19 protein-coding genes are annotated in these 19,659 nt (G+C 60.1%); 1 reads left to right on the plus strand and 18 read right to left on the minus strand.

From position 1 onward, the window contains the following. Window positions 1–5 precede the first annotated feature (5 nt). From WG899_RS21590 to WG899_RS21670, 17 genes are all read right to left on the minus strand, one after another. Window positions 6–1,049 (minus strand): oligosaccharide repeat unit polymerase, encoded by a 1,044-nt coding sequence (locus WG899_RS21590; protein ID WP_339597731.1) that lies wholly within the window; start codon window positions 1,047–1,049, stop codon window positions 6–8. Between the two features lie 62 nt (window positions 1,050–1,111). Continuing rightward, the gene (locus WG899_RS21595) at window positions 1,112–2,278 is read right to left on the minus strand and encodes a nucleotide sugar dehydrogenase (protein WP_339597732.1); all 1,167 of its coding nucleotides are present in this window, start codon (window positions 2,276–2,278) and stop codon (window positions 1,112–1,114) included. Between the two features lie 9 nt (window positions 2,279–2,287). Further along, a complete protein-coding gene (rfbC, locus tag WG899_RS21600; RefSeq protein ID WP_339597733.1) occupies window positions 2,288–2,845 on the minus strand; it encodes a dTDP-4-dehydrorhamnose 3,5-epimerase in 558 nt (185 codons plus the stop codon). 8 nt (window positions 2,846–2,853) lie between these two features. Further along, window positions 2,854–3,744 carry a glucose-1-phosphate thymidylyltransferase RfbA gene (gene rfbA, locus WG899_RS21605; protein ID WP_339597734.1) on the minus strand — a complete coding sequence of 297 codons (891 nt, stop codon included), beginning with the start codon at window positions 3,742–3,744 and terminating at the stop codon, window positions 2,854–2,856. An 87-nt stretch (window positions 3,745–3,831) separates the two neighbouring features. Continuing rightward, the gene (rfbD, locus tag WG899_RS21610) at window positions 3,832–4,713 is read right to left on the minus strand and encodes a dTDP-4-dehydrorhamnose reductase (protein WP_339597735.1); all 882 of its coding nucleotides are present in this window, start codon (window positions 4,711–4,713) and stop codon (window positions 3,832–3,834) included. An 11-nt stretch (window positions 4,714–4,724) separates the two neighbouring features. Next, on the minus strand, window positions 4,725–5,783 hold the full coding sequence (rfbB, locus tag WG899_RS21615; protein WP_339597736.1) for a dTDP-glucose 4,6-dehydratase: 1,059 nt from the start codon (window positions 5,781–5,783) through the stop codon (window positions 4,725–4,727). 81 nt (window positions 5,784–5,864) lie between these two features. After that, entirely contained in the window at window positions 5,865–7,772 is a 1,908-nt protein-coding gene (locus WG899_RS21620; RefSeq protein WP_339597737.1) for a polysaccharide biosynthesis protein, read from the minus strand. A gap of 9 nt (window positions 7,773–7,781) precedes the next feature. Further along, window positions 7,782–8,408 carry a sugar transferase gene (locus WG899_RS21625; protein ID WP_339597738.1) on the minus strand — a complete coding sequence of 209 codons (627 nt, stop codon included), beginning with the start codon at window positions 8,406–8,408 and terminating at the stop codon, window positions 7,782–7,784. Window positions 8,409–8,435: 27 nt separating this feature from the next. Next, entirely contained in the window at window positions 8,436–9,614 is a 1,179-nt protein-coding gene (locus tag WG899_RS21630; protein ID WP_339597739.1) for a DegT/DnrJ/EryC1/StrS family aminotransferase, read from the minus strand. Continuing rightward, the gene (locus WG899_RS21635; RefSeq protein ID WP_339597740.1) at window positions 9,611–10,318 is read right to left on the minus strand and encodes a class I SAM-dependent methyltransferase; all 708 of its coding nucleotides are present in this window, start codon (window positions 10,316–10,318) and stop codon (window positions 9,611–9,613) included. The genes WG899_RS21630 and WG899_RS21635 overlap by 4 nt, the downstream gene beginning before the upstream one ends. Before the next feature lie 6 nt (window positions 10,319–10,324). Next, a complete protein-coding gene (locus tag WG899_RS21640; protein WP_339597741.1) occupies window positions 10,325–11,635 on the minus strand; it encodes a glycosyltransferase family 4 protein in 1,311 nt (436 codons plus the stop codon). Continuing rightward, window positions 11,632–12,756, minus strand: a complete 1,125-nt coding sequence (locus WG899_RS21645) for a glycosyltransferase family 4 protein (protein ID WP_339597742.1) — start codon at window positions 12,754–12,756, stop codon at window positions 11,632–11,634. The genes WG899_RS21640 and WG899_RS21645 overlap by 4 nt, the downstream gene beginning before the upstream one ends. Next, window positions 12,753–13,361, minus strand: a complete 609-nt coding sequence (locus tag WG899_RS21650; protein ID WP_444718886.1) for an acyltransferase — start codon at window positions 13,359–13,361, stop codon at window positions 12,753–12,755. The genes WG899_RS21645 and WG899_RS21650 overlap by 4 nt, the downstream gene beginning before the upstream one ends. 12 nt (window positions 13,362–13,373) lie before the next feature. Then, on the minus strand, window positions 13,374–14,633 hold the full coding sequence (locus tag WG899_RS21655) for a lipopolysaccharide biosynthesis protein (protein ID WP_339597743.1): 1,260 nt from the start codon (window positions 14,631–14,633) through the stop codon (window positions 13,374–13,376). A gap of 24 nt (window positions 14,634–14,657) precedes the next feature. Further along, window positions 14,658–15,752, minus strand: a complete 1,095-nt coding sequence (locus WG899_RS21660; RefSeq protein WP_339597757.1) for a DegT/DnrJ/EryC1/StrS family aminotransferase — start codon at window positions 15,750–15,752, stop codon at window positions 14,658–14,660. Between the two features lie 20 nt (window positions 15,753–15,772). Next, a complete protein-coding gene (locus WG899_RS21665; RefSeq protein WP_339597744.1) occupies window positions 15,773–16,366 on the minus strand; it encodes an acyltransferase in 594 nt (197 codons plus the stop codon). A gap of 2 nt (window positions 16,367–16,368) precedes the next feature. Further along, entirely contained in the window at window positions 16,369–17,442 is a 1,074-nt protein-coding gene (locus WG899_RS21670) for a Gfo/Idh/MocA family protein (protein WP_339597745.1), read from the minus strand. A gap of 107 nt (window positions 17,443–17,549) precedes the next feature. Here WG899_RS21670 and lysS point away from each other — a divergent pair, with 107 nt between their 5' ends. Continuing rightward, on the plus strand, window positions 17,550–19,076 hold the full coding sequence (lysS, locus tag WG899_RS21675) for a lysine--tRNA ligase (protein WP_339597746.1): 1,527 nt from the start codon (window positions 17,550–17,552) through the stop codon (window positions 19,074–19,076). A gap of 85 nt (window positions 19,077–19,161) precedes the next feature. Here the strand turns inward: lysS and WG899_RS21680 are convergent, their stop codons facing one another. Further along, on the minus strand, window positions 19,162–19,602 hold the full coding sequence (locus tag WG899_RS21680) for a DUF4148 domain-containing protein (RefSeq protein ID WP_339597747.1): 441 nt from the start codon (window positions 19,600–19,602) through the stop codon (window positions 19,162–19,164). Window positions 19,603–19,659 lie beyond the last annotated feature (57 nt).

Genomic DNA, 19,659 nt, shown 5'->3' on the forward strand with positions numbered 1-19,659 from the left:
GCTACCTATGCTCTCAACTTGTAGATTCCAAAATAGAGGGATGACACCGCAATTGCCAAGGCGGTTGAATTATGGGCAAAGGGCGTTACATTTATTGACAAGATGGCACAGAACAGCATAAAACAATACAAGGAAAGCTGCATCGATCGCGCCCCCACTTTGCCCAAATAATTGAAAACGACCACAATTCCAGTGTTTATTAGAAAAACCCCAAGCACTCCAAAATCAGATAGCAAATAACGGAATGCCGTATAAATATTTGATTCAAGGCCGTACAATTCATACGACGAAAATCCCCCACCTGATTCGCGCCTTATAAATCCAAGGGCATTTAGAGGACCCATGAAGCTAGAAGGCCCAAGCCCCAATATATCTGAGTCATACTCATTAACAAACCAGTCGCCAAAGCCTTTGTATTGGGCGAATAGATAGTTTCCGAAGTGAGGAAAAATTTCAAACACATCTTCCGAGCCACTTCTTATTATCAATGTAAGCATCATCAATATGAGAACAACTCCTAGCAGGGCCAAAATTTTTGCTAGATGTCGTCGTTGTTGCTCAATCCCACCAGCAAAAATTGCACAAAGAAAAAAAACTACCCCAAGAAAAGAGGGCCATTTTTCTGTCGTAAAAATCGAATACAGTAATATGGGGATCAAAGCAAGACTGGACTTAATCAGCCCATCTTCATTTAGTTTTATATAAAAAACAATAAAAAGTGAAAGGGCCAGAATAAGCGGATTCCCACTGTTTGAATCTACGTTTTCTTCGTAACGGTTAATAGTGGATTTGACAGCAATTTCTGAAATTCCTTCGAAATCAAACATCATGGATGGGTCGGCACCAACCGAATTAATAATAAAAACCAAATTCGCCCCTCCTGCCAAGAATGCAATTAATAATGCGACATTCACACTTCTTGCGCTTCCGCCTTCAGCCACGCCAGTCGCCAGCGGACTATGCAAAAAAAGCAAAGGGCTCGACAAAATTGCAATCATCAATAAAGCAATAACGGCCCCAAAAGAAGGGGCGTAAGCAAGTCCAAACAAGGCGCATATCGTTATTATCGAATAAACCATAGCATTCTCGCGTTCAAGTTGGCGCCCCTGAATCAGTCTTTGCCAAAAAGGTCTCGTGTATAGACCTTTTTCTGGACATCCATTAAATCTTGGCACATTCTATTTGCAATAATCACATCGGCGCTCGACTTAAAAAACTCAAAATCGCTTATTACTTTTGAGTTGTAGAACAAGTCGTTAGATAAGGTGGGCTCGTAAATTATCACGTCAATCCCTTTGCCCTTTAGTCTTTTCATGATGCCTTGAATAGAAGAAGTTCTAAAATTATCAGAACCAGCCTTCATTACCAGCCTGTATATACCGACTGTCTTGGGATTTCGCTTGCAAATGGAGTCAGCAATGAAATCTTTGCGAGTTGTATTGCTGTCAACAATGGCCCTGATGATATTGTTAGGCACATCCCTGTAGTTGGCCAAGAGTTGCTTGGTATCCTTGGGTAAACAGTAGCCACCGTAGCCAAATGAAGGGTTGTTGTAATGCAGTCCGATGCGGGGGTCCAGTCCGATTCCCTCAATGATCTGCCTGGAATCCAAGCCATGAACTTCGGCATAAGAGTCAAGCTCATTGAAGAAGGCGACGCGCATGGCCAGGTAGGTGTTGGCGAAAAGCTTGATCGCCTCGGCCTCGTCAGCATCAGTCAACAAGACCGGGATATTCTGTTTTTCAGCACAGTCTGCAAACATTTCGGCAATGGCGCGACCAGATTCGCCCTTATTGCCAACGACGATGCGTGATGGGTGCAGATTGTCAAAAAGCGCCTTACCTTCCCGAAGGAATTCAGGTGAAAAGATGATTCTGTTTGTTTGCAAAGATTCGCTAAGCCGTTTGGTGAATCCGACCGGGATGGTCGATTTAATCACGATGGGTGCAGCCCTATTAAACTTTAGAGCGTCCCGGCAAACAGATTCGACACTCGATGTATCGAAATAATTGGTCTCAGGGTTGTAGTCCGTCGGTGTCGCAACGATGATCAACTCTGCATCTTGGTATGCAAGTTCTTTATTCGTGGTTGCAACTAATTGCAAGGGCCGGGTGGCGAGATAGTCCTCAATCAATGCATCTGAAACGGTCGATTGCTTGCGATTGATTGCATCTGCCCGAGCTAGGTCGATGTCCAGTGTGGTGACTTGGTGCTTTTGAGCCAGTAAGACAGAATTTGATAGTCCAACGTAGCCTGAGCCAACAACGGTGATTTTCATAGGGTAAGATTATTCAAATACTTTATTAGTCTGGCTGCTCAGTGGCGCAGCCACTGAGTCTTTATATGCAAGAGTCGGTGGTAAACCTGTATCAGGCCATACAATTCCAATTGATGTGTCGTTCCACAGTACTGCGCCTTCAGCCTGTGGGGCATAGTACGCAGTTGTTTTGTATAAAAAGTCGGCGCTTTCGCTGAGCGTCAGGAAACCATGCGCAAAACCAGGCGGGATCCACAACTGCTTGTGATTCTCTGCATTGAGTTCCACACCGACCCATTTTCCAAAATTAGGGCTGGACTTACGAATGTCCACAGCCACATCAAATACTCGGCCATTGATGCAGCGCACCAATTTGCCCTGTGCGTGCGGGGGCCTTTGAAAATGCAGGCCACGCAGCACGCCGCGGACTGAGCGAGAGTGGTTGTCTTGCACAAAGCGGACCTCGTGGCCGACCGCCTTGTTGAACGTTTGCTCATTCCAGCTTTCGGTGAAGAAGCCGCGGGCATCGCCGAACACGCGGGGTTCGAGGATCAGGACTTCAGGCAAGGCGGTGGGGATGACATTCATAGTGAAGCTTAAAACGCTTTCTCGCTCAGGAGTTTTTGCAAATACTGGCCGTAGCCGTTCTTGGCCAGCGGCTTGGCCAGCGCGGCCAGCTGATCGGCCGTGATCCAGCCCGAGCGGAAGGCGATCTCCTCGGGGCAGGCGACCTTCAGGCCTTGGCGCTTTTCTAGCGTGGCGATGAACTGCCCGGCTTCGAGCAAGCTGTCATGCGTGCCGGTGTCCAGCCAGGCATAGCCGCGGCCCATGATCTCGACTTGCAACTGGCCTTGGCGCAGGTACTGGGCATTGACGTCGGTGATCTCTAACTCGCCGCGCGCGCTGGGCTTGATGCCGGCGGCGATGTCGCAGACCTGCTCGTCGTAGAAGTAGAGGCCCGTGACCGCATAGTTGCTCTTGGGTGCGGCAGGCTTCTCTTCGATGGACAAGGCTGTCTTGTTGGCATCGAAGTCCACCACCCCATAACGCTCAGGATCGGTGACATGGTAGGCAAACACAGTGGCGCCGTTTTGGCAGGCATTGGCGCTGCCGAGCAGACCTTGGAAGTCGTGGCCGTAGAAGATGTTGTCGCCCAGCACCAAGGCGCTGGGGGCGCCATCGATGAAGTCTTTGCCGAGAATGAAGGCTTGGGCCAGACCATCCGGGCTGGGCTGCACGCAGTAGCTGATGTTGAGACCCCAGCGCTTGCCGTCACCCAGCAGGGCTTCAAAGCGGGGGATGTCTTGCGGGGTGCTGATCAGCAAGATGTCGCGGATGCCGGCCAGCATCAGCGTGGCCAGCGGGTAGTACACCATGGGCTTGTCGTAGACCGGCAGCAATTGCTTGCTCATGGCCAGGGTGGCCGGGTGCAGGCGGGTGCCGGAGCCTCCGGCGAGGATGATGCCTTTGCGGCTTTTGTTCGTCATGGGTCTCTCCTTGATGCGGTGACGGGCCCGAGGGGCGGGCTGGGATAAGAAGCTCGCCTCAGTCAGGCCCTGCCATGTGTTTGGGGCTCAGAGAATTTCCATCAACATGCGCGCCACCCCTTGCTGCCAATGCGGCAGGCGCAGGCCGAAGGCGGCTTGCAGCTTGGCGGTGGACAGGCGGGAGTTGAGCGGGCGCTGAGCGGGCGTGGGGTAGTCCCGGGTCGGGATGGCTAGCACCTGCTCGGGCGCCACGCGCAAGGCTTGCCCCCGGGCGCGGGCGAACTCGATCACATACTGCGCGTAGGCATGCCAACTGGTTTCGCCACTGGCCACGGCGTGATAGGTGCCACTGAGTTCAGGCTTTGCTCTTAATGCGGGCAGCATCTGTGCCGTCAGATCGGCCAAGAGATCGGCCCCGGTGGGCGCACCGATCTGATCGGCAATGACTTTGAGTTGCTCGCGCTCAGCCGCGAGGCGCAACATGGTCTTGGCGAAGTTGCCCCCACGTGCGGCGTAGACCCAGCTGGTGCGCAGAATCAGGTGCTGGCAGCCGCTGGCGCGGATGGCGTCTTCGCCTTGCAGCTTGCTGCGGCCGTAGACACTCAAGGGGCCGGTGGCGGCATCTTCATCGCGCGGCGTGTTGCCGCTGCCGTCGAACACATAGTCGCTGCTGTAGTGAACCAGCACGGCGCCAAGTGGCTTGGCTTCTTCGGCCAGCAAACCCGGCGCTTGGGCATTGATCTGCAGGGCCAGGTCTTGCTCGGTCTCGGCTTTGTCGACCGCGGTGTAGGCTGCGGCATTGACGATGACCTGCGGCGCCACCGCCCGGACCGTGGCCCGCAAGACCTCGGGCTTAGCGAGGTCGGCGCCTTCGCTGCGATCCAGCGCGACCAGCTCACCCAAAGGGGCGAGCGCGCGTTGCAACTCCCAGCCGACTTGGCCGTTCTTGCCTAGCAAAAGAATTTTCATGAATCGGCCGCTCAGGCTTGGTATTGCTGGGCGACCCAGTCACGGTAGGCGCCGCTTTGCACGCGCGCGACCCACTCGGGGTTATCCAAGTACCACTGCACGGTTTTGCGGATCCCCGTCGTGAAGGTCTCGGCCGGGCGCCAGCCCAGTTCGCGCTCGATCTTGCGGGCGTCGATAGCATAGCGGCGGTCGTGGCCGGGGCGGTCTTTGACGTAGGCTATCAGGCGCTTGTAGCTGCCAGCAGCATCGGGACGTAGCTCGTCGAGCAACTCGCACACAGTATGCACAATCTCCAGATTGGTCATCTCGTTCCAGCCGCCGATGTTGTAGGTCTCGCCCACGCGCCCGCCCTGAAGCACGGCGCGAATGGCGCTGGCATGGTCGGTCACGAACAACCAGTCGCGCACATTCTTGCCATCACCGTAGATGGGCAAGGCCTTGCCCGCCAAGGCATTGACGATCATCAACGGGATCAGCTTCTCAGGGAAGTGCAAGGGGCCGTAGTTATTGCTGCAATTGGTGGTGAGCACCGGCAGGCCGTAGGTATGGTGCCAGGCGCGCACCAGGTGGTCGCTGGCGGCCTTGCTGGCCGAGTATGGGCTGTTGGGCTCGTAGGTCTTGGACTCAGCAAACGGCGGGTCTTCAGCGCTGAGCGAGCCGTAGACCTCGTCGGTCGAAACATGGTGGAAGCGCCAAGCGGCCTTGTCGGCATCGTTCAAGCCGCTCCAGTAGGCGCGCGCGGCTTCCAGCAGGGTGTAAGTACCTTCAATGTTCGTGCGCATGAAGGCGCCGGGGCCGCTGATGGAGCGGTCCACATGGCTTTCAGCGGCGAAGTGGATCAGGGCGCGCGGGCGATGCTGGCTCAGCAGTTGGTCGACCAAGGCGCGATCGCAGATATCGCCTTTGACGAAGGTGTGCCGGGCATCGCCTTGCAGCACGGCCAGGTTTTCCAGATTGCCGGCATAGGTCAGGGCGTCCAGCGTCACTACGGGCTCGTCAGAGCCTTTGAGCCAGTCAAGAACGAAGTTACTGCCGATGAAGCCGGCACCGCCGGTAACGAGAATGGTCATAAAGTTCTACAAGTAAATTGAATCAATCGGCTCTGTGTCCGTCGACAAAAGCCGTTCAGCCCTGCCCGCTCTTACCAAGCTCTAACGCGACGGAGGCTGAAAATTCAACTCCGCAGATCTGAGGTAGCCCAGACCCACGCGCGCCAACTCGTCATGCAATTGATCAGCCTGCGGAGCCAAAGCCTGTTTTGCGTGTTCAAGCAAGGCCATGAGCCGCTCAATCTCAGCGCTTTGCTGAGCCAAACATGCGACTCTCAGCCGAGAAATCCCGGTAGGTAGCGTGTGATCCGAATCAGCCAGCAATTCTTCAAAGAGCTTTTCTCCTGGCCGAAGCCCTGAGAACTCGATTCTGATACTTGCCGATTCGCGCCCAGCCAAACGAATCATGTCGCGTGCGAGGTCCAGAATCTTAACCGGCTCGCCCATGTCCAAAATCAACACCTGCCCTGTCTCACCAATCACTGCCGCCTGCACTACCAGACGCGCTGCCTCGGGAATGGTCATGAAGTAACGCGTGATGTCCGGGTGCGTCACCGTCACCGGCCCGCCTTTGGCGATTTGCTCCTTGAACTTGGGGATCACGCTGCCACTGGAGCCCAACACATTACCGAAGCGAACGGCCATGAACTTGGTGGGATGGCCCTGCTTCTCTGATTCAGCGGCCATATGGCTGATCACCAACTCGGCTGCGCGCTTGGTGGCGCCCATGACGTTGGTGGGATTGACCGCCTTGTCGGTACTGATGAGCACAAAGCGTTCAACACCATGCTCGGCGGCGGCCTGGCAAGCGTTGTAGGTGCCGAGGGTGTTGTTGCGCAGACAGGCCCAGGCGTTTTCTTCTTCCATCAAGGGCACATGTTTGTAGGCCGCAGCATGGAAGACGATTTGCGGTTTGTATTTGCCGAAGACGTAGCGCAGGTGTTCCAGGTCTTTGACGTCGCCGACCAGGCGCACCAAGGAAATGTGAGGGAACTTCTCGCCCAGTTCTTGCTCGATGGTGTACAGCGCGAACTCGCTGAGCTCATAGAGCACGATCTTGGACGGGCCATAACGGGCTACTTGCCGGCACAATTCGGAGCCGATCGAACCGCCGGCGCCGGTGATCAAGACGACCTTGCCTGAGAGGCATTCGCTGATGCCGCCTTCGTCTAATTCCACAGGCTCGCGGCCCAGCAGGTCTTCGGGTTCGATGTCGCGGACTTGGTCGACATGGCGGCCTTCCAACAATTCTTGGCTGCTTGGCACAGTCAAGACCGGCAGCCCGACCTGACCCGCCAAATCGAGCGCGCGGCGTCGCTGGGCCACCGTCGCCGCTGGCATGGCCACAATCAGATGGGTGATGCCGTGCAATTCCGAGAAGTGTTTGGCCTCCTCCAGCGCACCCAACACCGGCACACCGCCTACGCGAGCACCGCGCTTGCTCGGTGCGTCATCCAAATAACCCACCACCACCCAGCCCTGGCTGTGCTGGATGCCGGCCACCAGCAGTCGCCCCGCGTCGCCTGCGCCCATCACCAAGGCGCGGCGCTGCTCCTGCGCGCTGCCACTGATGCGGCTGCGCATATGCTCGTAGAGCATGCGATAGACCATGCGCAACATGGCCAGACCCATCAGGGTGAACAGAGGATGCAGAGCCAAGACTGCGCGCGGCACTTTGCTGAGTTGCGCCATCAGCACCACGGTGGCGCCGATCAAACCCGCGATCAAGCAAACCAGGGCCAAGCGCTGCACCTCACCAAAACCCGAGAAGCGCCACATGCCTTTGGGCACCTTGAGTCCCTTCAGCACCAAGGCATACAAAAGCACAAAGCCCAGCAAGACCCAGTGGTCGTAAGCGGGCCGGGCACTGAACCAGCGCTCAAAGCCGAGGCGGAACAAATACGTGGCTTGCCAAGCCAAGGCCACCACGGCCAGATCCAGCCCAAGGGCCAGCGCCTCGCGCTGCGGCCGGATGCGGGTCAAGAAAGCGTCGAGAGACAACCAGTTCATTGCGTACTGCTATTTTTTATTGTTCGAGACAGAGTATGAGTCCATGTGACCCAGGGCCCCCAGCGTGGCCAAGATCAAGCGCAAATCAGTCCAAACACTGGCATGTCGCACATAGTCGCCAGCAATCTGCAACTTGGCCGGCATGATGACGTCGACATACTCACGCTCGGGATCCGCAGCGCTGGCCAGGATCTCACTCTCGTTGCGGAACTGCAGGGAGGCCGGATCGGTAATGCCCGGCCGCACCGACAAGACCAAATCACGTTGCTCTGGCGTGTACAGCGCCACATAGCGCGGCACCTCGGGCCGGGGGCCGACCAAACTCATGGCGCCACGGAACACGTCCCACAATTGCGGCAACTCATCGATCTTGCTGGCGCGCAGCCAGCGACCACTGCGCGTGATGCGAGGGTCTTGGCCAATCGTGATTTGCGGCCCTAGGGCGGGGGCATCGACACGCATGCTGCGGAACTTATGGATGTAAAAAGGCTTGCCGAATCGCCCCACCCGCTCCTGCCGGAACATGACCGGGCCGGGTGAGTCGAGCTTGATCCAGATCGCCACAACGAGCAGCAGCGGCGACAGAAGCACGAGGCCAAGGCCGGAACAGAAGAGATCGAAAAGCCGTTTGGCCATGGAGAGGAACTCGTTGCGACGGCGAAATCAAGCCCGCGCGATGAGGCGCACAGCAGCGATCACCCGCTCCACATCAGCATCCGTCATGGCCGTGTAGAGCGGGATGCTGAAGCTACGCTCATAGGCCTTTTGCGAATGCGGGAACTGCTCGGGTGTCAGGCCATAGCGGTCGCGCCAATAGGGCTGCAGATGCAAAGGGATGTAGTGCACGCTGCAGCCGATGCCGGCGGCGAACATCGCTTCGATAAAGGCGTCGCGGTCGATGTCAGCGGCATCGCTCAAGCGCAGCACGTAGAGATGCCAGGAATGCACATCCCCCTCGATCGCTTCCGGCGGCAAGATCAGCGGCAGGTCGGCAAAGGCCTCGTTGTAAGCCTGCGCGATCTTCTCGCGCCGCAGTTGAAAGGCTGGCAAGCGCTTGAGTTGGTGAATACCCAGCGCCGCGCCAATATCGGTCAAGTTGTATTTGTAGCCGGGGGCCACGATCTCGTAATACCAACTCGGCACCTTGGCGGTGAAGCGATCAAAAGCATCGCGATTCATGCCGTGCAAGCGCATCACCTTGGCGCGCTTGGCCAACTCAGCATTGCGCGTCACCAGCATGCCGCCCTCGCCGGTGGTCATGGTCTTGTTGGCATAGAAGCTGAACACCGTGGCGTCGCTACCCATGGTGCCGATCAGCTCTTTCTCCAAGGTCGTGGGCAAGGCGTGAGCCGCGTCTTCCACCACGCGCAGACCGTGCTTGCGGGCAATGTCCAGGATGGCGATCATGTCCACCGCCAGACCCGCGTAGTGCACCGGGATGATGCAACGGGTGCGCGGAGTGATGGCGGCCTCGACCAGCTTGGGGTCGATATTCAGGGTCTTGGGGTCGATGTCCACCAAGACCACGTCCGCGCCCAAATAACGCACCACCTCGGCGGTGGCGGTGAAGGTGTGGGTGGTGGTGATGACCTCGTCGCCGGGGCCGATGCCTAAAGCTTCCAAAGCCAAGTGCAGACCAGCAGTAGCCGAGTTGACCGCGATGCACTCAATCTCGGGTTCGCCCAAAAACTGAGCGAACTCTTGCTCAAAGCGCTTGGCCTTGGGGCCGGTCGTCACCCAGCCCGAGCGCAGCGTGTCCACCACCTCATTGATCTCATCCTCGCCAATCTCAGGCAAGGCAAAGGGCAGAAACGGGACTTGAGACGAGGACTCAGAACTCATGAAGATGACTTTTCGATCACGGCCAGCACATGGGTGCGCAGCCAAGGAATGCTATTGAACACGGTATAGGCACTGGGATGCAGGCGACACACCAGCCGGGCCAGCGGTGGCGCCAGCGTCACCCGCTGCCAGCGGATGCGGGCATCCGGGAACAAGGCCTTCACCCGCTGAATCGGCACGCCGCGCACATCGGCATTGCGTGGATTGTCGACGATGAAGTCATACCAAAGCACGGCGCCGCCCGGTTTGAGCCAGTTCCACATGGCCTGGGCCAAGGCCACCTGCACCGAGTCGCTCAAGATCGAGGAAAAAACCGTCGATTGCAAAACCAAGTCTTGGCTGGCCGGCGCGATCTCGGCTTGCGAGGCATCACCCAAGCTCAGGCGCACGGCCTCGGGCAAGACCTCGCGGGCCGCCGCATGACGCTCGGGCAACAACTCCACGCCTTGCAAATGCTCAGGCCTGAAACCAAAACGCAGCATTTCTTGCAGATTGCCACCGGCGCCGCAGCCGACCTCGGCCAAGCGCCAGTCCGCCGGCGAGCCCGGCTTTTGCGCCAAGACGCGCAGCAAGGCCCGCTGCCGCTCCTGCCACATCTGCCAGACTTCGGGCCTCAGCAAGCTGTACCGGTCGACAGGCACAGCGCCGGCGCGGCGCTGGTAGCGCTCGGCAATGGCCTCAAGCTCTTCTTGGCGCTGGCTCATGCAGGTTTAACTCAAGGCGTCGATGAAGCGCTGGGCCAGCACCGGATAGGTGTGGTTCGCCAGCACGAAAGCCCGCCCTTTTCGCCCCATATCGGCGCGCTCGTCCGGGCTGCGCTGCGCCAGTTGCAAAACGCCTTGGGCCACTGCGGCCGGGTCCTCGGGCGCCACGGTCAGGCCCGCGCCAGCTTCGGCCACCGGGTCATTGCCCGCTTCCACCGAATGCAGCACCGGCACTTGCGCCATCATGTAATCCATCAGCTTGTTCGGTGCGATGCCAAAGCGATAAATCGGCGTGCGCTGCCAACCGATATAGGCCAGATCGAAACACGTCAACAAGCTCGGGATCTGCGCCTTCGGAATGGGGTCAAACAAGCTGACATTGCTCAGCCCCTCGGCCTGCACCCGCGCCGCCAAGCGGGCTTTCTCATGCCCGCCGCCGACCATGACGATGGCAATCTTTCGTCCGGCCTCCGTCTGACTCAGCAGTTTGGCCGCATCCAGCAAGACGTCCAAGGCATTGGGCAGACCATGCGAGCCGGCGTAGCCCAGCACCAGCCGACCGCTGGCTTTGAGCAAGGCCAAATGCGCCGCCAGCTCAGCCTGCAAGGGTTCGGGCTCGCCTTGCCACTCATCGATCGTGATGCCATTCGGCACGATGCTCAGCTTGCTTAGGTCCAGCCCATGGGCCGCCATGTGCTCGTGAACCTTGGGCAGCATGGAAACGACCCGATCGGCGTCTCGATAGGCATCGTTCTCGGCTTTTTGGCAGAGCAGCGCGAAGGGATGCCAAGGCGACATGCCGCTGAGTTCAATCGGCGACAAGGGCCACAGATCGTGCACCTCGTAGACCAGCTTGGTCCGGCCGCCCGCCGGGCCGCTCCCAAGGGCGGCCACATCCCCTTGGGGGATCGAAGGCGTAAGCGCCTGCGAGGGGCGCAACTTGTTGGCTTGGCGGGCGATCTTGCGCGCTACCCAGATGTCCATGGGATAGGTGCTGGACGCGATCACCGCATCGGGCGCAAAGCCCTCGGCCAGATGTTTGGCATCGCCAGCAATCTGGCGGCAAAAACTCCAGATATTGCGCAGGCGCTGCCAGCCATTGCCGGCGTACTCGGGGGTGTCGTACCAGCAGTAATGCACCCCATTGATAATCTGCACGCCCACTTGCGGCTGAGTGCTGCGCACATGCGACTGCGAAGCGCCGAGGATCAAGACTTGATGACCCTGGCGCACCCATTCCCTTGCCAAGTAGTAAGGGCGGTACTCCATGCCATGCTCGGGTGAGCCGGCGTAATGGTTGATCAGCAGCAGCTTCACGTCGTCGAATCCAGTTCTTTCACACGCTTCAAAAATTTCTCCACCGCCGGGGCGAAGAGCCCGTGCTCGGCCACCCAGGCGCGGTTGGCGGCGGCCAAGGCAGGCAGACGCTCGCTCAGCGCCCGCAATTGCGCAGGCAAGTCAGGCAAAGCCGCCTCATCAACAATAAGGCCGCGCTGCGTCGGCTCACCCAAAAGCTCACGGTTGGCCGGCAGGTCTGAGAGCAAGGGCACGCAGCCATGCGCCATGGCCTCCAGCACCGACACCGACACCGAGTCGCTCTGCGGCAGGCTGAAGTACCAGGTCGACTTGGCGTAATGGCTCGCTTGCGTGGTGACGTCGAGCCGACCCACAAATTGCACACGCTCGGCCAGCCCCAGATCCCGCACCTGTTGCTGCAAGGGCTCGCGCAGCGAGCCGTCGTTGGCCACCACCAGCCGGGCCTCGGGCACTTCAGTCGCCACCGCAGCAAAGGCCGCAATCACCCGCTCAGGCCGATAAATCGGCTCCAAACCACGATTGGCAAAGAACAACCATGGCTGCTTGCGCGAAGCTGCTGCATTGCTGCTCTTGGGCATGGCCTCCAAGCCGAAGGGGAAGGTCATCACCTCGCCCGCACCTAACGTCTTCATCACGCCGCTCATGTGCTGAGAGTCCGAGGTGCTCAAGGCGCAGGCCTGCAGCACCTTGCGGGTCAACCAGCGGTAAGCCCAGCCTTGCTGCGGCGTCACCAAGATATCGCTGCCCCAGGCCGAACCGATGATGCCCGCCCGCAGGCGCCAACCGCGACGCGCCGCCCAGGCCAGGGTGCCATGCGAGGTCAGGTAATGGGCATGCAGCCAGTCGGCGTCCACCTCGGCCAACCAGGCGCCCAGGCCCGGCAGCTGTTTGAACACGCCAAGGTTGCCGCCAGCGTGCTCGGGCCGGGTGTTCATGGCATGACGCCGCCCCGCCGGAATCAGCCAATCAAACTCGGGCAAAAAGCCGCGTGAGGAGGCGGCCCATAACTCGATGTTGGGACGCTGCGCCAAGGCGCGGGCCCACTTCAGCAGATGCGGGCTTTCGCCGTCGCCGATCAGCACCCATCGCAGGGGCTTGGCAGGGATGTTTGCGACTTTCATGCTTCGAAGGTCTTGGGCAACTCGCCCGCCCAGGCTTGGTAGTGCGGTGCCAGTTCGGGGTACTGCGCCAAGAGCTTGGCATCCCCATCGCGCACATCGCCCACCTGCACGGCCGGCTGACCGGCCATGATGGCAAAGGCTGGCACCTCGCCACGTACCTGCGCATAGGCGCAAATCAAGGCACCCTTGCCGATCACGCTGCCGGCCTCAATCAAGCTGTGGGGCCCGACAAAACTGTAGGCGCCAATGTGAATCGGCGCTTTGATATAGCCGGGGCGCTCACCTTGATGTGCAGAATAACTGGCGCCCAACAATCGGATCGAACGGTGTGAGCTGTGGGTGACCATGCTGACGTAATTGGTGATCTGCACGCCTTCATCAATCTGCAGGCCCGCTGTGGCTTCGATGAAGTTGAACTGCCCAATGAAGACATGATCGGCCAAGCGCAAGCCCGCCTCGCCCTCAATGCAGGTGCTGGGCGCGATGCGGGTGTGCCGCAAGGAGCGGCCGTCCCAGCTTCGCTCACCGAAGATGATGCGATGGCTGAGCAGGCGTTGCAAACGCCGCCGGCAACGGTTGATGAATGGGTTCAGCCAGGCTCGCACGCGGTCTTGCTTTCAGTTCTGATATTCGTTTGGCGTCGGGTTTTGATGCGCTGGAAACGTCTTCCAGTGCGCCAAGGCCCAGAAGAAGTAGGCGAAGTAGGCAAGCATAGCGGCGGACACGCCCCAGGCCGCCCCGATCAGCCCCCCAAGCCAAAGACCGGCGACCAAGCCCAATACAAACAAGACCTGCCCGAACAGCGCCAGCCGCAAGCCCCAGGCTTGCGCACCCCAAGCCATCATCGCCACCGACATGGGCGAGGCCACGAAATGCAGCGCAATATAGGGTGCCAGGGCTCGCGCCAATTCGCCGGCATCCTGCCAACGCTCACCGAACACGGCGGCAAACAGAGCCGGCCCCCAGAGCATCAAGGCCCCCATCATCGGCAAGGCCAAGAGCAGCAGCAGCGCCATGCATTGACGCACCAAGCGAAGCGACTCAGTCCCACTGTGTCTTGCCTGCACCAGACGCGCATACAGCACCTGAGACAAGGCGCCACCGACCAAGCTGGCCGGCGCCTTCAAGTAACGCAAGGCCAAGGCCCAATAGCCGGCAGAAGCATCGCCCGACCAGGCGGCAATCAAAATCATGGCCAGACTATCTTGCAAGGCGCCGGCAAAGGCATGCGGCGTATTCAGCAAGGGGAAGTCGCGATGTTTGATCGCCATGGGCTTGAGCACCGCAACAGGCATACGCCACAAAGCGGCCCACCCACCCAAAGGCGCAGGCCGAGCCAGCATCAATGCGGCCACGACACCCGCGACCACCGGCCCCAGCAAAAGCCCAGCGACGCCCGCGCCCGCCAGGCCCAAGAGCAACTGCAGCAAGGCACCTCCACCATACTGCGCCACCCGCGCCAGGGCCAAGGCTTGAAAACGCTGCGCCCGGGTCGCCCACAGGGTCAGGGCTTGCGTCAAGGCAGCAGCCAAGACGGCCAGTGGCAGCCCCCAGGCCAGGGCCAGGTCTTGCCAGCGCCAAAGGAGCAAGCCCACGAGGCCCGCTAACAAAACCACACACAGCAAGACGCGCGCACACAGAGCCAGCAACACGGCAGCGGCTGAATCCTCCATTTCCATCGGCAGCGCGAATTCATAGCGGGCGCAAGCAACCACCGCCAGATTGCTGGCCAGGGCCCACAAGAACCCAAACTGGCCAAACTCGGTCGGCGTGTAAATACGTGTCAGCCAAGGGCCAAGCAACAAAGGCAGCAGTTGCGCCAAGGCGCTGCCCGCCAACAGAGTGAGCGTGGAACGCAGCAGGCCGCTACTTTTCATTCAGTGACGCGCACCCAAGCCATCTCAAACCAGCGCCGAGCGCAAGGCGGCCAGCACCTGGTCTTGCTGCGCTTCGCTGAGGTCGGGGCTCATGGGCAGGCTGATCACACGCTGCGCGGCGCGCTCGGCATTGGGGAAGCTGCCGCCTTGGCCGAACCGGGCATAAGCCGGCTGTTGATGCATCGGTTTGGGGTAATGAATGGCAGTCGGAATGCCTGCGGCCGTCAATGCCGCTTGCAGCGCCGGCCTGTCGTCCACTTGCAAGGTGAACTGCGCCCAAACGCAATTGCGATCCTCGCGCACGGCCAAGCTTTGCACGGGCAATTCGGCCAAGGCCGCTTGATATCGCGCACCCAATCGCAGGCGCTGCTCCAGTTCCCAGTCGAAACGGGGCAGCTTGGCCAAGACCACGGCGCATTGCAGCGTGTCCATGCGCCCGCCCACGCCCAGTCGCGTGTGCGTGTAACGCTGACTCTGGCCGTGCACGCGAATCTCACGCGCCGCCTGCGCCAAGCCATCGTCATCGGTGAACAAAGCGCCGCCGTCGCCGTAGCAACCCAGCGGCTTGCTAGGGAAGAAACTGGTCGCGCCAAAGGTGCTCAAGCCACAGCTCTTCTTGCCCTTGTACGTGGCACCAAAGCTCTGCGCTGCATCCTCGATCACCGGAATGCCGCCATGACGCGCTGCAATCGCGTTGATCTCGTCGATATCGCACACCTGGCCGTAGAGGCTGACCGGCATGATGGCGCGGGTGCGCGGCGTGATGGCGGCTTCGATCAGGCGCGCGTCGATATTGCAGGTGTCGGGCTCGATGTCCACAAACACCGGCACACCGCCCAGCAAAACAATCACCTCGGCCGTGGCGGCAAAGGTAAAGGGCGTGGTGATGACTTCATCGCCAGGTTTCAGATCCAAAGCCATCAGCGCGATCAAGAGCGCCTCCGTGCCACTGGAGACGGTGATGCAATGCTTGACGCCGACATAGGCGGCCAACGCGGTCTCCAACTCCTTGACCTCGGGGCCCATGATGTATTGACCATGGTCCAGCACCCGCTGGATACGCGCATCGATCTCGGACTTGAGTGCGGCGTACTGGGCTTTCAAATCGATGAAGGGCAGGTTCTGGGGGCTGTTGACGCTCACGCGAGCTTTCCTTCCGAGATCAGTACAAGGCGATCACCGCTGAGGCGATAGACGTCGCCGGTATGCGGGCAGGTGGCCTCAGCTTCGCCCTTCAAAGGCAAAGGCAGTCGTTCGCCGAAGCGGCTCATCCAGCCGATTTGACGCGCCGGCACGCCCACCACCAAAGCAAAGTCCGGCAGGTCCTTTTGCACCACCGCGCCAGCGCCGACAAAGGCATAACGTCCGATCGTGTGACCACACACGATGGTGCAGTTGGCACCCAGCGTAGCGCCCTGCTTCACCAGCGTGCGCCGATATTCGTTCTTGCGCGCCACGGCGGCGCGAGGGTTGTAGACATTGGTGAACACCATGCTGGGGCCGCAAAACACATCGTCCTCCAGCGTCACCGCGTCGTAGACCGAGACATTGTTCTGCACCCGCACGTTGTGGCCGATGTGAACATCATTGCCTACATAGACGCCTTGGCCGAAAGCGCAGCGCTCACCGATGCGGGCACCCGGGCTGATATGAGCGAAGTGCCAGACTTTGGTGCCCTCGCCCAGCTGCGCGCCTTCGTCGACGATAGCGGAGTCGTGTTTCCAGTAGCTCATGCTCAAAACACCAGGGGCAGGCCAACGCGCTGGCCATCACGAGCGCTGCGATAGGCCGCGATCAGAATTTCAAGCGAGCGCAGGCCTTCGTAGCCATCGACCTCGGCATTGGCTTCGCCGCGCAAGGTCTTGATGACGTTGTCGTAGTAGAGCGGGTGGCCGAATCCATAGACACTGCCACCGCCCTGCCCCAATTCATAACTGGCGGCCTGCGCGGCCGCGTCCTCGGGGCGGCTGTCAGCGAACTGCCAATGCTCGATCTTGTTGACCGCCGTGCCGCCGATCTTGACCGTGCCTTTTTCGCCCAGGATGGTGATGGAGCCTTCCAGATTCTGCGGATAGGTCAACATGGTCACGTTGATGGACCCCAGGCCGCCGTGGCGCAGACGCACGCTCATCACGCCGGTGTCTTCGGCTTCGATGTCACGGTCCAGCGTGGCGGTGTAGGCATGAACGCTGTCCACCGGGCCGACCAGCCAATCAAGCAGATCGACGTAATGGCTGGCTTGGTTCATGAAGGCGCCGCCGTCCAGATCCCAACGGCCGCGCCAAGGGGCAGCGTCGTAGTAGCTCTGCGGGCGGGTCCAGAACACATTGACGGTGCTGAGGAAAATGCGGCCAAAGCGCCCCTGATCAATCGCCTGTTTGACCTGCTGCACCGTGGCGTTCAAGCGGTTTTGCTTGACCACAAAGAGTTTGACCCCGGCATCGCGACAGGCGCGCACCATGGCCATGCCTTCTTCGAACTTGGTGGCCATGGGTTTTTCGCTCAGCACATGCAAGCCGGCCTGAGCGACCTGAATCGCCTGCTGCGGATGCAAGCCGCTGGGCGTGGCCAAAACCACCACATCGGGGGCGCTGTGGCCGGCCAATAAAGCGTCCAAAGAGGCATAGCCGGTTGCGCCCGTCAAAGCCACGGCGGCGGCCAGATGCTCGGGCTTGGTGTCGCAGACCGCCACCAATTCAGCGCGACCGGCATGGGCCTGGATGGCTTCGATATGGTTCTTGGCAATGCGACCGCAACCGACCAAGGCAAAGCGGACGGGGCGATCCAACAGGGGATTGTTCGGGCTCATGGGGGCAAAAAAAGAGATCCCGGCCGGGATTCAGAGCGCAGATTCTAAGAGCCGCACCCGATCGGGTGCGCCACTGCGCCTAAAATCACAGCAAATTCAATGAGTTGATGATGACCCAGCACACCCCCGCCGCCCCGCACCACAGTCCCGTCGCCGTCGACGAGAACCAGCTGATCACCGAACGCCGCGAGAAACTGGCCGCCTTGCGCGCCAAGACCGCCGTTCCCTTCCCCAACGATTTCAAACCCCAGCACCGCGCCCTGCCGCTGACGCAGCGCTATGGGGATCTGGACAACGAGACGCTGGAGCCGCAGGCCGTGGCCGTCTCGGTGGCGGGCCGCCTGATGCTCAAGCGCGTGATGGGCAAGGCCTCGTTTGGCACCCTGCAGGACGCCACCGGCCGCATCCAGCTCTTCGTCACCAAGGACGGTGTCGGCGAGGAAAGCTACGACGCCTTCAAGCACATGGACCTGGGCGACATCGTCGGTGCCGAAGGCCAGCTGTTCAAGACCAAGACCGGCGAGCTGTCGGTACGGGTCAGCAATCTGCGCCTCTTGACCAAGAGCCTGCGCCCGCTGCCCGACAAGTTCCATGGCATGGCCGACCAGGAACAAAAGTACCGCCAGCGTTATGTCGACCTGATCACCGACGAACACGCCCGCGCCCGCTTTGTGGCTCGCTCCAAGGCCGTGTCCTCGATCCGCAGCTTCATGGTGGAGCACAGCTTCCTGGAAGTGGAAACGCCGATGCTGCACCCGATCCCGGGTGGTGCCAACGCCAAGCCCTTCATCACCCACCACAATGCGCTGGACCAGGAGATGTACCTGCGCATCGCGCCCGAGCTCTACCTGAAGCGCCTGATCGTGGGCGGTTTTGAGCGCGTGTTCGAGATCAACCGCAACTTCCGCAATGAAGGTATCTCGGTTCGGCACAACCCCGAATTCACGATGATGGAGTTCTATGCGGCCTACTGGACGCACCATGATCTGATGGACTTCACCGAGGAAGTGCTGCGCCATGCCGCTCGTGCCGCAACCGGCAATGCCCGCGTCAGCTACGCCGGCAAAGAGGTGCATCTGGACGAGCCCTTCGCCCGTCTGTCGGTGCGCCAGTCGCTGGTGGCCCATGCCGGCCTGAGCGAAGCCCAGGCCGACGACGCCGAACTGCTGCGCGCCAAGTTGAAGGACCTGGGCGAAGAGGCGCCCAAGCACTGGACGCTGGCCGAGTTGCAGTTCGGCATGTTCGAAGCCGTGGTGGAAGAAAAGCTCTGGCAGCCGACCTTCATCATCGACTATCCCGTCGAGGTCTCGCCGCTGGCCCGCGCCTCGGACAGCAACCCCAAGATCACCGAGCGCTTCGAGCTCTTTATCACCGGCCGCGAATACGCCAACGGTTTCTCGGAGTTGAACGACGCTGAAGACCAGGCCGCTCGCTTCCAGTCCCAGGTGGCCAACAAGGACGCCGGCGACGAAGAGGCGATGTTCTATGACGCCGATTTCATCCGCGCCCTGGAATACGGCATGCCTCCGACTGGCGGCTGCGGCATCGGTATCGACCGCCTGATGATGCTGATCACCGACAGCCCATCGATCCGCGACGTTATTCTGTTCCCGGCTTTGCGCCGCGAAGCCTGATAGACCATTGGCCACGCGAAAAGGGCGACTCATTTGAGTCGCCCTTTTTTTCATCCATCACCGCCATCAGCGGCGGTGAGCCGTATCAGTTGCCGCTGCGTGGCTGGCCGGCCAGCACCGGCGCGCCATTGATGCGGCCGACCGGCGCCGGGAAGTAGCCCGGCCCGCCCTCGCTGTGCAGGGCCTCCAGTTCACCGCTGGCGCGAGCCCGGGCCAGCTCGGCCAGCACTTCAGCACGCGTCTTGCCTTCTGCAGCGACCGCCGCAGCGGGCTTGGCAGGCACGGCGGCCGCCGGCGCCTTGACGGCCACGCTCGGCAAGGCCTGACGCGGCAGATTGGGCGCCTGATAGCCGCCCACGCCCACCTCGGCATGGCTGCGGGCCAAGTCGCCGCTGGCGCGAGCCTGCTCCAGTTCGGCAATGACCTCGGCGCGGGTCTTGCCGGCATCGGCTGCCTGAGCCATGGCCGAAGTACCCAGCGTGAGCGACATCAAGGCTGCGGAGATTGTGAAAGAGAGCTTGTTCATGATCGGCTGAAATCCTATCTACGGTGTCGATGAGGTCAGGCTCGGCCCGACTTCGGC

The sequence above is a fragment of the Paucibacter hankyongi genome (assembly GCF_037482915.1).
Lineage (GTDB): Bacteria > Pseudomonadota > Gammaproteobacteria > Burkholderiales > Burkholderiaceae_C > Paucibacter_A > Paucibacter_A hankyongi.

Coding starts and splice junctions, on each gene's coding strand:
- WG899_RS21595 (WP_339597732.1), bottom strand. CDS start 2,278: ATGAAAATCACCGTTGTTGGCTCAGGCTACGTTGGACTATCAAATTCT.
- rfbC (WP_339597733.1), bottom strand. CDS start 2,845: ATGAATGTCATCCCCACCGCCTTGCCTGAAGTCCTGATCCTCGAACCC.
- rfbA (WP_339597734.1), bottom strand. CDS start 3,744: ATGACGAACAAAAGCCGCAAAGGCATCATCCTCGCCGGAGGCTCCGGC.
- rfbD (WP_339597735.1), bottom strand. CDS start 4,713: ATGAAAATTCTTTTGCTAGGCAAGAACGGCCAAGTCGGCTGGGAGTTG.
- rfbB (WP_339597736.1), bottom strand. CDS start 5,783: ATGACCATTCTCGTTACCGGCGGTGCCGGCTTCATCGGCAGTAACTTC.
- WG899_RS21620 (WP_339597737.1), bottom strand. CDS start 7,772: ATGAACTGGTTGTCTCTCGACGCTTTCTTGACCCGCATCCGGCCGCAG.
- WG899_RS21625 (WP_339597738.1), bottom strand. CDS start 8,408: ATGGCCAAACGGCTTTTCGATCTCTTCTGTTCCGGCCTTGGCCTCGTG.
- WG899_RS21630 (WP_339597739.1), bottom strand. CDS start 9,614: ATGAGTTCTGAGTCCTCGTCTCAAGTCCCGTTTCTGCCCTTTGCCTTG.
- WG899_RS21635 (WP_339597740.1), bottom strand. CDS start 10,318: ATGAGCCAGCGCCAAGAAGAGCTTGAGGCCATTGCCGAGCGCTACCAG.
- WG899_RS21645 (WP_339597742.1), bottom strand. CDS start 12,756: ATGAAAGTCGCAAACATCCCTGCCAAGCCCCTGCGATGGGTGCTGATC.
- WG899_RS21655 (WP_339597743.1), bottom strand. CDS start 14,633: ATGAAAAGTAGCGGCCTGCTGCGTTCCACGCTCACTCTGTTGGCGGGC.
- WG899_RS21665 (WP_339597744.1), bottom strand. CDS start 16,366: ATGAGCTACTGGAAACACGACTCCGCTATCGTCGACGAAGGCGCGCAG.
- WG899_RS21670 (WP_339597745.1), bottom strand. CDS start 17,442: ATGAGCCCGAACAATCCCCTGTTGGATCGCCCCGTCCGCTTTGCCTTG.
- lysS (WP_339597746.1), top strand. CDS start 17,550: ATGATGACCCAGCACACCCCCGCCGCCCCGCACCACAGTCCCGTCGCC.
- WG899_RS21680 (WP_339597747.1), bottom strand. CDS start 19,602: ATGAACAAGCTCTCTTTCACAATCTCCGCAGCCTTGATGTCGCTCACG.